This window comes from Corynebacterium choanae (genome assembly GCF_003813965.1).
Taxonomy (GTDB): domain Bacteria; phylum Actinomycetota; class Actinomycetes; order Mycobacteriales; family Mycobacteriaceae; genus Corynebacterium; species Corynebacterium choanae.
On record NZ_CP033896.1, the window covers coordinates 2,492,837 to 2,506,298 of the forward strand.

General features: G+C 55.7%; 6 protein-coding genes and 1 riboswitch. Of the genes, 2 read left to right on the forward strand and 4 right to left on the reverse strand.

The genetic code is table 11. The features are described 5' to 3' along the window. Nucleotides 1-927: 927 nt before the first annotated feature. Nucleotides 928-1,053: riboswitch (FMN riboswitch) on the forward strand. A 335-nt stretch (nt 1,054-1,388) separates the two neighbouring features. Further along, nucleotides 1,389-2,240: an ABC transporter permease gene (locus CCHOA_RS09075; protein WP_164472456.1), complete on the forward strand. Its 852-nt coding sequence runs from the start codon at nt 1,389-1,391 to the stop codon at nt 2,238-2,240. A 7-nt stretch (nt 2,241-2,247) separates the two neighbouring features. Beyond that, on the forward strand, nt 2,248-3,324 hold the full coding sequence (locus tag CCHOA_RS09080; RefSeq protein WP_123929756.1) for an ABC transporter substrate-binding protein: 1,077 nt from the start codon (nt 2,248-2,250) through the stop codon (nt 3,322-3,324). 182 nt (nt 3,325-3,506) lie between these two features. Here the strand turns inward: CCHOA_RS09080 and CCHOA_RS10820 are convergent, their stop codons facing one another. From CCHOA_RS10820 to CCHOA_RS09100, 4 genes are all read right to left on the reverse strand, one after another. Beyond that, complete coding sequence (locus tag CCHOA_RS10820; protein ID WP_206425788.1) at nt 3,507-4,475, reverse strand: hypothetical protein; 969 nt, start codon at nt 4,473-4,475, stop codon at nt 3,507-3,509. A 60-nt stretch (nt 4,476-4,535) separates the two neighbouring features. Beyond that, entirely contained in the window at nt 4,536-5,396 is an 861-nt protein-coding gene (locus CCHOA_RS09090; protein WP_123929759.1) for a chymotrypsin family serine protease, read from the reverse strand. Between the two features lie 477 nt (nt 5,397-5,873). Further along, nucleotides 5,874-6,620: a cyclase family protein gene (locus tag CCHOA_RS09095; RefSeq protein WP_123929762.1), complete on the reverse strand. Its 747-nt coding sequence runs from the start codon at nt 6,618-6,620 to the stop codon at nt 5,874-5,876. A gap of 285 nt (nt 6,621-6,905) precedes the next feature. After that, a complete protein-coding gene (locus tag CCHOA_RS09100; RefSeq protein ID WP_123929765.1) occupies nt 6,906-13,412 on the reverse strand; it encodes a Rib/alpha-like domain-containing protein in 6,507 nt (2,168 codons plus the stop codon). Between the last annotated feature and the right edge of the window lie 50 nt (nt 13,413-13,462).

The window sequence follows — 13,462 nt, forward strand, 5'->3', positions numbered from 1 at the left end:
CACCATCAACCGGTTGCTATACAGCAAGCAGAAAGCGACTTCTGCTCTTGTGTAGGTTCACATCCACAAACCTGCATCGGGCCACCCCTGCACCACAGCACACCAGCCTGCACCACCAGACAGGTAAAGCGCACAATGAACGACCAGCCACTTGACAGTGAACACTTTTGTTATGGCACCAGTAAAGAAGTGCCCTTTCCAGCAGCGTCAAGCCATGAGGGTGCTGCGCGAGCCATCAAGAGATAGTTCGCTGCCGCAGGACAATCGGGAACCCGTGTCGGATGATGAACACGAACACCATGAAGGTTCACCACTACCCAACTGTGTGGCGGCACTGGGGTAAAGAACTACGAGGTGATCTTTCTGGCCGGAAAGCTGGTTGTATGTGATAGTTCGGGGCGAACCGGGGAAGGTTCGGTGATCTCTGAGCGACCACCAATTGATGACGAACACATGAGCTTTTCCCTAAGCACCCTTACCTTTTGTTGCAGAAATCACAAGGTAGACGGAACCAGAATACTGCCGTGCGAGCGGCACGAATATTTCGACAATGCTCTCCTGGTTCCGTTGAATCGACTGACAACCAAACAAACAGCGACTGATTATTGAAGAACATGTCACGATAAACACCACACCGTCAGGGATAAATCTCGCGATGGCAACACACTGCGCTGCTGTGTCTGTTTCGCAACAGACGAGGCTGTGTTCGCCACCAATGAGAGGACAGTTCGCCGCATCATCCACGCAAAAGACGCTGCCTCTACCGACGCGCGGAAACAACAGCCTCAAACCAGCACCACTGCAGGCAGCAACGCTGCGCCATGGCTTCTCCTCTTTTCCCTAACCACAACCCCGTTAGCATCCACCGCGGTTATGCACATGTGGTGCTGAACGTGCCCTGTCGGCTATAGTCTTGTTCTCAGTGCAGTCGTGCACCGGGGTCAGTGAAAGTCTGAACCGGCGGTTATAGTCCGCGACCCGAGACACATGTCGAGGTGGAGCCTGGTGAAATTCCAGCACCGACGGTAAAAGTCCGGATGGTAGGAGCACGACAATGTGCAAGTGTTGTTGAACTTCATGACAGATTGATGGTTATCACCTCTTGTGGCAAGCAAACCTCTTGCGAACCTGGGAGGTGTTATCACCGCCATCGCCTAGCGATCATCACTGCGAGTAAACCCTGTTGTCGGTGCTGGTATCAACCATGCACCGGTTGCGGCAAACTCACCTGTGTGGTGCGACAGACGTCTGCGCAGCAGTGAGCTGCAGGTCGTCACCGCCGCCACTGGGCGTGCGATGAGCACTGGTAAGGCAAGTATCCTACTGAGTGCGCATCTTGCAACGCGCCGGATCGATGATGGGCACGCTGGGTCACTCGGATTATGTTCATGAGCGATCAATTCAACAACGATTGTGCATTTGTTCCCGGTGCCAATGATGAACGAGTGAATCGTAAGCTAGGCATGCAGGAACTTTACGGAATTCGACGACACGTTGTGTCAGCATTGGGGGTGCTGACACTCGTTGTCGTGTGGGCAATCCTCGCCGCCGTGGTTGGCAACCATGCTCTGCTGCCCACCCCACAGGCCGTTGCAGGACGCCTTGTCCGCGATATGACAAATCCGGTGTTTCTTTCCGCGGTGCGCACCACCGTGGTGGAGGCAACCGTGGGCTGTGTGGTGGGATCTTTCTTCGCGCTCATCTTGGCGTATGTCATTTTCAAAAACGAGTATGTGGCCGCCGCGTTCGCGCCAATCGTCGCTATCTCTCAGGCAATCCCGAGTGTGGCCATCGCCCCACTATTAGTGATTTGGCTGGGCTATGGGGTGTTTGCGATCAGTGTGCTCTGCGCGCTCATGGTGTTTTTCCCGATTCTGGTGACCGCCGTCTTAGGGTTCGAATCCATGCCGCGCGACGTCCTGGAGGCGGCGATGCTCGACGGGGCGAGCGGCTGGTCCATGCTCCGATTTATGGAGGCACCACTTGCCCTCCCAGCACTACTCGCGGGACTTCGTACCGGTTTTACTCTTTCAGTAATCGGTGCCGTGGTTGGCGAATTTGTGATGGGCGGCAGGGGTCTTGGCGCCCGGCTGTCATTGCAGTCGGCTGCCGCTGACATGACCGGGTTATTTTCCACTGTCACAGTGTTGTGTTCACTGGCTGCGCTAGCCTTCGCCACAATCGCGATGATTGAACGGCGAAGTGCAATTGTCCAATCTCTCAGCCAGAAAGTGAAGTAACCGCATAATGGTTTTCCCACGTTATTCTCAATCTTCCAACCGCCGCACCACCCTTGGTGTCCTGCTGTGCGCCGCCGCCCTCGTGGCAAGCGGCTGTTCCGCAAGTGACGAACCAGCAGCGCAGACCACTGCTGACACGGCAGCCGCTGCGACTTCGACGAGTTCGAACACTGCCACCAAGGCGACCACTGGTGAACAAACAGCGACGATTGGCCTGACCTATATTCCGAATGTGCAATTCTCCCCGGTGTATGTTGCCGATGAACGCAACTACCTGCCAGCAGGGGTCGACTATCGCCACCATGGTCAAAATGAGGGGCTGTTTACTGCACTGTTAGCCGGTCAGGAACAATTCGTTGTCGCCGGCGCTGATGAGGCGGCCGCTGCGGATAGTGATGAACTGCAGGTCATCGCCCCCTACTATGAACAGTTCCCGGTGGTGGTGATCGTCCCTGGCGACTCACCAATTCACACCATGGCTGATCTAAAGGGCAAAAAAGTTGGTATCGCCGGATTCTATGGGGAAACCTGGTATGGCCTCGTCGCAGGTCTCAAGCAGGTGGGACTGACCCCTGACGATATTGATATCCAAGAAATCGGCTACACCCAGCAGGCGGCACTGTCGACCGGCAAGGTTGATGCTGTTGTCGGGTTCTCGAATAATGACTCGGTGCGGTTTGCGCTGGCCGGGTTTGCCACCCGGGATCTCACCCCGGAGGTGCAGTCGCTGCGCGCCGCATCCTTGATTACCACCAAGAAGTTTGCGGCCGAACATCCTGAACTCACCGCCAAAACGGTCGCCGCATTGTTCCATGCCTACGAGGATCTCATTGCCGATCCGAACCTCGGTGTTGCTGCCGCGGAAAAGCTCATTCCTGAACTCAACGAGCCAGAGCAGAAGGAAGCCGCCGCACAAACCATGGATGCGACTGCCCCACTGCTGCCAAGCAAAACAGTGGGTTGCTCTGGCCTCACCGCGACGCAAGGTGAGGCGCTTGTGGCCGAGCTCAACACAATCGGGGTGGACACGCCGAAGGTGGTCCCCCAAGAGCTGCTCACCGATGCCTACTGCGGTGATGTCTAGTACCCGTCGCCACGGGCCCGTGTCCTGACAATAGGCTTGTTTCAATACCTACTTACGCCTCAACGCCGCCTCCCAGAAGATTGCTCGATCGCAGTTTCACAGGAGGCGGCGTTGCACGATATGGTCGCTCGTTGCTGATTCAGCCGAACGTCCACGGAAGATATTCGCTTCGCTTGCACGGGCTACATTGCATACCAATCCAGCCCAAAGTGATTCAGTAACGGTTCAATGGACTGCACGCCCGCAATTTGCTTCTCAACATTCCAATAAGTAACGACACCAACAGAACGCCAAGTCCCGTCGCTGTGCAGACTAATCACGGGCGCCCCGTAGTTCTCTTTAGCTCGGGCGGCGGCAAATTCGAAATACTCCGTGTCAAGATCGGCCCAATTGGGAATCCCACATGACAAAGCTTCCGCACCGAAATAGCAAGTGTAAAGCCCACCTTGATAGACACTGCGGATCGAAATGGACCTTTTCACTTCCGGTTCAATCCCTAAGTCTGAACTAATCTGAACCCGGGTATTGCTAATTTCGAGCAGATTTAGGCGATGGTAGCTTTCCCCAAAGCCATCAACCACACGTCCAACGGGAACGAAAGTCCCATCGTAGAGTTGAATGGAAAGTTCATCCCCAATTTTGCCGCACAGTTCTGGGATTACCACGAATTCCCGCTGCGGATCATCTTTGAGATAAGTGAAAATACCTGCTGTGCAACCACCGGAAAGCCCGTAAAGCGCTACCCCAGGGCGCAACTGGTCAGTACGAGTCTGGTCTCGATCTTCGACGCGAGTCGGACGGGGCTCTGGCTGTGGATGTGGCTGAGGTTTCGGCTTGGGCTTCGGCTGTGGTTCTGGCTCCGGTTGCGGCTGTGGTTGGGGTTGAGGCTTCGGCTTGGGCTTCGGCTGTGGCTGAGGTTTCGGCTGTGGCTCGGGTTTAGGTTGCGGTTGGGGCTCGGGCTGCGGTTGCGGCTGTGGTTGTGGCCGTACCTTGACCGGATCACCTGCCACATATCCACCGGTATCAGCAGACATTGAAGAAAAAGCAACTGCTGGACTTGCAGCTGAAAGACTTAACGTCACCGCACTGACAGTCGCCGTGACAAGCCGAACCCAGCGAGGGGCGCGGGAATCTAGATCCTGAGTAAACAATATTCTTCCTTCAATCAAGTACGAAAACGGAACGTGTGTGGCTACGCGGTTGGCAGACAACTACCCCGTATAGAAGACGAGATTCCAAGCTTTCACCAACTGGGCTATTTCCGCGGCAGAACCAATATCAGGTTCCGAATCCCAACCACCGGAAACCACACCGACGGGATACCACGTAGTTCCTTTCAAAATGAACACCGGACCGCCGGAGTCGCCATGATCAGCCGGGGCATACGAAGTAAACTTCCTGCTATTTTGGTACACCCCGTCAAAGTCGCCACAGGAAATGCCAGTGCGATAGCCGAGTCGGCAAATTAAGAGGTCATCCGTATGAAGACCCTCTTGACGCAGATTCACCACACCGCCGAATCTATCGTCGACAAGCTGGATATTCGGACGGATTGGTGCACGGGTATGAGTGATATCGACGAGTGCCAGATCATCCGTGTCGTCGTTTTTGCTCCAGACCGTCTCCCCGAGCAGGACCTCTGTGCCCTCCGGATTGCGCCAATAGACTTGTTCACCGACATCTGCACAATGCCCAGCCCAGATCATGTAGGCACGACCGTTCGCCGTGACAAAGAAGCCTGCGGAACAACTTCCTGTATCGGTGTGCAGCTTGGATCCTGGCGTGACAAAATCACCACGCTCGAGGAACCGCCAGTCGGAACTGTTGTGATACCGGAATCGTTTTTCTTTCTTCGGTGGTGTCTGGCCACCATCCGCTGGTGGACTGTACGGATCACCGGGTTGGTAGTCACTACCGGCTGACATGGACGATAAGGAGACAAGTGCCTGCCCAGCAGCCTCATAGTCGGCGGCTTCTTGGGCGCTTGCAGTCGGGTGGGCTACTGTTGTGACGGCGGTGGCTGTGGCAAGGATCAGTCCAGCCACCCTGCTAACAACGCGATATTGACGCATGAATACTCTTCCCAAATCTTCGGTGTAGAACATGTTGAGCAAAACCACCCCGCAACAGGTGCAACAGCCACAGCTTCTGCGTGCACGTGGAATACCGGGCACTTCGAGTGTTGGCGGGATGGGTGTTGACGGATTGAGCTGGCACAGCCGCCATGCTTCCCTCATGGCGGATTGCGGCACGACCTGGGAGAACTTCTTCGTCCCGCAGGCCAAAACGAGCCAATCCTGCACTATGTTCGACGGTCTACACCCCCTGCAGGTGACCAGTAATGACACAGGTGTGATTTAGTTCATGTCTATACTGCACTTAGAGTTTCTTCAGTACTGCAATCCTTAGCAATGTCATCCCCCGCGGGTCAACTAACCCTTAGGACGTGACACAGCAAAGGCCCCACGCAACGAGGTTGCATGGGGCTTATCCGCTTGCGCACTTTGCACTTTTTTAGCGTTTTCGGCGGGTGTGTTTGGCTGCTGTGTCTATTGAGCGGGCAAGATAGCGAACGCTCGTGCCGGGAATCCGGTACCGCGCGCCGGCTTCGGCCACGTGGCGACAATTATCGCACCAGTAGCTGGAACTTGGTCGAGGTTGGTGAGCAATTCGATTTGCCACTTATCCTGCTGCAGCAGATACAGCTCGGTGGGAAGTGATCCGCCAGCGACCACCTTCCCCAAATCAGTGTCCGTAGTCTCGTGGCCGATTGCGGCAATACCTCGCTGTTCAACGAGCCAGGTTACTACCTCAACATTCCACGCCGGATAGTGAAAGACCCCATCCGCATCGGGGTTAAAGACTGCCTGTTCATCCGGCCAGCGCTTTGACCAGTCGGTGCGCAGCGCAACAAAGGACTGTTCAGGAATCGTGCCGTGCTGCTCTTCCCACGCCTCAAGGTCAGCAATGCTCGGGGTGAAATCAGGGTCTGCGGCTGCCTGCTTATGAAAATCTAAGACCACCAGCGGCAACACCATCTCATCGACTGGAATCTCGTCCAGTGTGCGAGCACCGGCAACAAAATGCACTGGCGGATCAACGTGGGTACCCCATTGCCCAACCACGGTGTATTGGTCGACGGTAAATCCGTGTTCCTCGACAGTAAACAGGGTGGTTCGCTGCTCATCGGGCAGCATGTGGAACTTGGGTTGTCCGGCATGGAAGGTGTGCGTTAAGTCGACGCGTCGGTTATTACGAATTTCCGCTAGCAGCGGCCACAGTGATTGTTGCGACATAATAGACAGCTTAGTCTATCGTCCTGTACAGTATCAACTCTAACTATTGAACCGCTTAGTGCACTTGTATTTTCTGCTGACTGTTGGAGGGAGGGTTTCCTGCCGCTGATCTTTATTACGCTGAAAATCCCCATCGGCATACCCGATTGTGGTCACCTGGTGAACAACAGCAAGCCGCACCAGGTGGTAAACACCAGGTGCGGCCTCTGCCGTGAAAGGCTTATGGAATTGTGGGTGTAGAGCTCGTGATGAGGCGCGTTGAAAAACGCACCACATCACCAAGGGTTAGCTGTTGCGGCGCTTCCGGGCGAAGACCAACAGACCACCCAGCACCATCGCCAGCAGACCGGCCACACCAACACCTGTGACGTTGGCACCAGTGACCGCGAGCACAGCATTCGACGCACCGTCACGAGCAGGCTGCTTGACAAGCCCCTTAGACGGACCTGGTACCTGATCAGCAGGTGCAGGAGCCGGAGCAGGTTCCACCGCGGGTGCTGGTGCACCAGGCAAGAACTGGCCATTGACCATGGCCACCAAATCAGGATTGTTGGCAATCAGGCCAATGATCCCAGCCAGGGCACCCAATCCGAGCACGACCGGCAGAATCGAACCGGCGGACGAACCACCAGCAGAACCCAGCGATCCCTTGATCTTGGAGGAAAGGCCACCATCTTCTTCCGGTTCCCCGTCAGCAATCGCCTTCACCGAATCCTTATCAACGAGATCTGCGATACCGTTGCCGTTTTGATCGGTGATCCCTGGATCAGCGATCCCGTCACCGTCTATATCTTCAACAGATCCGGCAGGAACATACGATTCCGAATCGTTGTTCAGGCCATCTTCGTCATTATCCTTGTCACCATCGGTCTTCCCGGTGTTACCGGTGTCCTTATCGAACGGATCTAAACCAGCTGCGATCTCATCGGAGTTATTCACCCCATCGCCATCAATATCCGGATCCTGCGCATTCGGAATACCGTCACCATCAAGATCACCCTCCGGTGCAACAGCTGCCGCATCGTAGATGATGAAGTCTGCCGTGACATTCGAAACACGACCATACGTGAAGGTGACGATCACCGGTACCTGCAGCGGTGCGGCCTCATCGTAAAGATCAGCATCGTTGGTCACAGTCAACACCACGTCGCCATCAGCGTCCACCGTGGCAGTAACCCCTTGTGGCGCGGTCCACGACGGATCGATGACCACATTAGACACCGTTTCAGGCAGTGCCCGAGTAACTGACTTCTTCTCGACAACCAGCACGTTCTTTGCTGAGGTGTTCGCCCCCGTAGCTGGACGGGCTACCGCGATCAGACCGTAGTGGACCTGAGCTTGCACCACATCAGAGACACCATTGCCATCCTTATCGGTGATCCCTGGATCACCCATGCCATCACCATCGGTATCGGTAACAGGAATGTCCTTGCCAGTATCGTCCTGCTTGACCTCGGACTCGGTAGCGTTGTCAATTCCGTCACCGTCGGTGTCTTTCTTGCCATCATCAGAAGGCTGACCAGTTTCCCGATCATTCGTGGTCGGATCATAAGGATCAAGACCCGCAGCCTGCTCATCGGAGTTATTCACCCCGTCACCATCAATGTCGGGATCCTGCGAGTTCGGAATCCCGTCACCATCAATATCACCGTCACCGGTGGTATCAACCGTGTCGTTCAGATCAGTGATATCCGGATTGCCATCGTTGTCACGATCAGTGACACCTGGATCAGCCATCCCGTCACCATCAGTGTCCGTTACCGGCAGATCCTCACCATCCTCGCCCTTCGGCACGAACGACTCCTCGGCATTGGACTTGTCGTCACCGTCAGCGTCTTTCTTACCATCATCAGAAGGCTGACCAGTTTCCCGATCATTCGTGGTCGGATCATACGGATCAAGACCCGCAGCCTGCTCATCGGAGTTATTCACCCCGTCACCATCAATATCCGGATCCTGCGAGTTCGGAATCCCGTCACCATCAATATCACCGTCACCGGTGGTATCGACCGTGTCGTTCGGATCAGTGATATCCGGCTTGCCATCGTTGTCACGATCAGTGACGCCAGGATCAGCAATACCGTCACCATCGGTGTTCGTTACCGGCAGATCCTTACCAGTTTCCGGATCCTCCGGCACGAACGACTCATCAGAGTTCTTCTTACCGTCACCGTCGGCGTCTTCATCACCATCACGGGTGCCGTCACCATCGGTGTCCGGGTTAAACGGGTCAAGACCCGCTTCTTTCTCATCGGAGTTGTTCACCCCGTCGCCATCAATGTCGGGATCCTGCGAGTTCGGAATCCCGTCACCATCAATATCACCATCGGGACCTAAGTTGTCGATGATATCTGGCACGCCATCTTCCGGATCAGTATCGGTGACATCAACATCCCCCATACCGTCATTGTTTTCATCAGTGACTTCTATATCAGAACCGTCCGGATTCTGTGGCACCTCGGACTCTTCGGTATTGGTTTTACCATCGTGATCAGTGTCTTCTTCACCGTCAGTCTGGCCATCGCCATCGGTATCCGGATTTGTCGGGTCGAGGTCTGCTGCGATCTCATCGGCATTGTTTACCCCGTCACCGTCGATGTCAGGATCTTTGGCATTCGGTATGCCATCATCATCAAGATCCGCTGCCGGGTCGATGACTACGACCTTCACCGGAACCTCGTCCTCGGTGCCGTCAGGGTAGGTCACCACAATGATCGCATCCTTGGTTCCCGGGGAATCAGTATCAACCGGTGTTGCGAAATCGAAGGATGTACCGTCGGGCAGCTCGTCACTGTTGCCGATACCGCTCGCGGCATCAGGGCTTCCCCCGAGCTCAGTGGCGATGGTTTTTCCAGTAGGCGCATACTTGTCAGCATCCGTGACAGGGGTAACGGTGACGGTAACGTCACTGGTCGTGGTGTTGCCAGCCTTGTCCGTCACCGTGATCGTGACCGTATAGTCGGTGGATTCCTCCACATCAGCTGACTTGCCGGTGAGTTTAATCTCACCGGTTTGCGGATCAACCGTCGCCGTTACCTCACTGGGCAGACCTTCAATGGTGACGTCAAGATCAGCGATGCTTGTGACATCGTCACTGACCTTGCCGATTACCGTTCCTTCAGGAACCGGCTGGCCGCCGGCTAGCGTGACATTGTTGGTCTCAGAAATTGTCGGAGCAATTTTGTCTGCGACAACCGACACCGGGACGACAATGTGATCCTTCGAGCCATCCGGGTATGTCACGATGACTTCGGCGCTGAATTCACCAGCCTCCGAGGTGTCTACCGGCTTGGCGAATTGCGCCGTCGTACCTTCGGGAAGCTCAGTAAAGTTGGCTATGCCATCTTTTGCCTCCGGGGTGCCACCAACAGGAACCTCGATTTTTTGAGCCGTCGGTTCGTTGCTGTCATTGAGCTGCTTTGTGACGTTCACCGTAACTGTTGCAGTTGCCTCGTTGCTGTTACCAGCTTCGTCAGTAACCGTAATCGTTACTTTGTAGTCCGTGGTCTCCTTTAATCCGGTTGGTGTTCCGTAGAGGGATACTGCACCGGTTTCTGGATGAACCTTAAAGCCCACACCATCGGGTAACCCTTGCACAGTGACCTGTAACTTGTCGTTGGCGGTGACATCGTCGCCTACTGTGGCAATGACAGCATCGTCGCCGATGGAGCTCCCTGCGGTGACTGAGACATCGGTGACGTCCGTGATGGTCGGGGGTTCATAATCCCGAGTATCCGAAGACTTCGGGTTTACAGTGACTTTGACCGTTTTTTCAGTAGTGTTTCCAGCCTTATCCGTCACCTTGATCGTGACCGTATAGTCGGTGGATTCCTCCACATCAGCTGGCTTGCCGGCGAGTTTGATCTCGCCGGTTTCCTCGTCGACAGTGAAATCGACCCCCTTGGGCAGGCCGGTGACTTCGACTGTGAGATCCTTCGGATCAGTCGTGTCGTCACTCACCGTGGCAATCACGGTATCGGCGGGTACATCGCGATCACCGGTTAACTCGATCCCAGGTTGCGAATCAATCGTTGGCGGTTGGGTATCGACTTTTGCACCCTCGGTGCTCGGATCGGTGCCGTTATCGACCGGATCGGTCTTGCCATCAGGCCCATCGACGTCAGAAGTGCCACTATCGGTGTAGCCATCCCCACCAACTTCTTTATCACCGTCTGCGGCATCCCCCACAACCGTGGCTGGAATCTTCGTGGTGATCACCGTGCCGTCGGTCAGCGGTTCTTTGAACGTGATAGTGATCGAGCCGTCATCGTTGGTAACAACAGAGTAGTCCTCATCGACGGTGAGCGGCTGCCCGTCCTTGGTGAGCTGCGGGACTGCATCCTTATCGAAAGGCGCATCCGGATCGGGTTTGATGGTCACCGTCGCACCAGCGGCCGTATCGCCGTTACTTACCGTCGAGGTTGCCTCGTAGGTCACCTTTGTATCAGGGGTAACGGTGTCATCCAGCGCGGATCCATCCGGCTTGGTGATCTTCACCTGCGTGTCGATGGTGCCATATTGGGAGACATGGAAGGTCGCACCAGCAGGGCTTGCAGGCTTGCGTCCCGCTACTGGTTCAGACGAGCCGTCGGCATAGGTGATGGTTACTGGGATCGTGACATCGCCAGCGGGGAAGTCCGCACCTGGTTGGAAGGTCACTTCCCCGGTGGTCTCATCGAGCGTAACCAGTGCTAGCTGCGGATTTTTCGCGGCCGCATCCGCATCGGCGGTCACCCCGTCAGGCAGCTCCCCTAAGGTGTAGCCGGTGATGTCGTCCGCGGGTGCAGGTTCGCCATTGGCGTCGACAACCTGTGGGGTTGCAGCGGCTTGCCCACCAGGTTTGACGGCCGCATTAGCGTCCATCGTGTCAGCAATTTTGCCAGTGTAGGCCGGGATATACGCCTGCACCATACCACTGATAGCGATGGCAACTTCGCACGACGGCAAACCGAAATCATTTTGTGCCACCACAGCCAGCACATACTTGTCCGGGGTGATGCCGAGCTTCGAGAGCGTGTCGTCGAAGTTGACAGTGAACTTACCGTTTTCATCCGCTTCACCGGTGCCGATGACAATAGTGTCAACCGCCGCATCGGAACCATCCTCTGGGACGGCGTCCGGCTTCGGGTTTGCGACGATGGTGATCTTTGCACTTGGCGCCGAGGTGCCGCTGAGAGCAGTATCGGTGTATTGAATCGACGCAGGATTACCGTCGGCGTCAACCGAGGTAATCGTCGGCGGCGGAGAGGAAGGCACTGCATAGAACGCATTCGACTCACCAAAGCGGAGGGTCTTTTCCGTGCCGTCTCGATCGATGCCGGTGATCCACGTGTAGGCACCACCGTTGACCATCTCAGGACCGCCACAGGCAATCTGCCCGAGCTTCTCCATACTCAGCGGGGCATCAATAACAGTTGCGTCACCAAAGGCGTTGAGCGAGTTCGCCTCGAACACGCGCGTGTTCGCCTTGTCGAAAATATTCTTCGGCGGATAGTAGTAAACGCCAGGCTGTCCTTCTTTTTCCTGGCGGATGGTGATGACCACTTCACCGTTATTTTCCTTGAACAGCTCTGGGTCGAGGATAATTGGCTCCGCCAACGTGGTCTGATCATTGTTCACGGAACCGCCGTATGGCACTGTCGTCTGCCAGACAATCACCGGACCGGTGAGCGCGTTAATGGTGTTTTCGTCGAGCTTGACGTGGAAGTCGAGCGGCTTCAACCGGCTACCGAACCCCATTGTGTTCAAGCTGAAGGTACCGTGTGAGCGAATCTGTGCGATGCGCAGCTGCGTGGTTTGCGGCGTTTGCTGCTTTCGTTGCTTGCCATCTGGATACATGGTGTAGCCCATGTAGTCGAAGTTGAGCGTGTTAAACGACGGAGCAACCAGCCAGTCGTTGTAGGCATAATTGCTGTTCGCATCATCCAAATCGATGGTGGTGGAGCGGTTGATCGAGTTCGGGTCAACAACGCTTGCAACCTCAAACGACGAGTTGCCCTGCCACCGGGCCTGCGCCCAGAAGGCGTTATCGCCGGTCTCGGCGATAACTTCGTCGATCGGCTTCTTTAAGGTAACGACCACGTCCGCGGTGTACTTTGCCTGCTCACCTGGCGCGAAGGGGAACACGCCCCAGTTCCCGCCGAGGCGCCAGCGCTGATCAGGTTGCGCATCGAAGGTGGCGTAGTCATTGTGGGCGTCGTTGACGAAACGCCACACGTTATCTTCGTTGGCGTAGGGGTCTTTGACATCTCCCTCCGGCTCACCGCTTTCCCAGTTAATATTCGCTGGAGTCTCAGGGGTGATTTTCTCACCAAGCCGCTCATAGGCGATGACAACACCAGTACCAGCGTTCGCCTCGTTTTGCTCTTTCATCGTGATGGTGTCGATGTAGGGAGCAATGCGCGGATCGAACCGTAAATAGATCCATTTCACGCCTTTTTGGAAGGTACCAAACGGAGAGAACGCGGCACGGTAGTTCACCAGCATGTTGAAGCTGTTATCGCTTAACTTGCGGTCATAGGAGATACCGGAGGCCATCAGGCTCCTGTTTGTAGAGATTTCCGTGTTGGGCGGCAGTGGCCAATAGCTGGCGTTGGGATTGTCCGTCGGGAAGGCATTGTCCTCGGCGGCGGCAACAGCTGTACCGAAGGGGTTCAGCGATAGCGGCCCTGGCGCAACAGGGGCGACAACAGAGAACGCCAGCGCCACCGAAGAGGTAGCTGCAGCGAGGCGTACCCGTCGCATACTGTGCGCCGTCAGACCGACTCGGGCTTGTCGTGGTGCGTGCTTCATAGCGATTCAGAGAACCTTTCACATGGGAACGTCACCTTCCCGCACCTTGC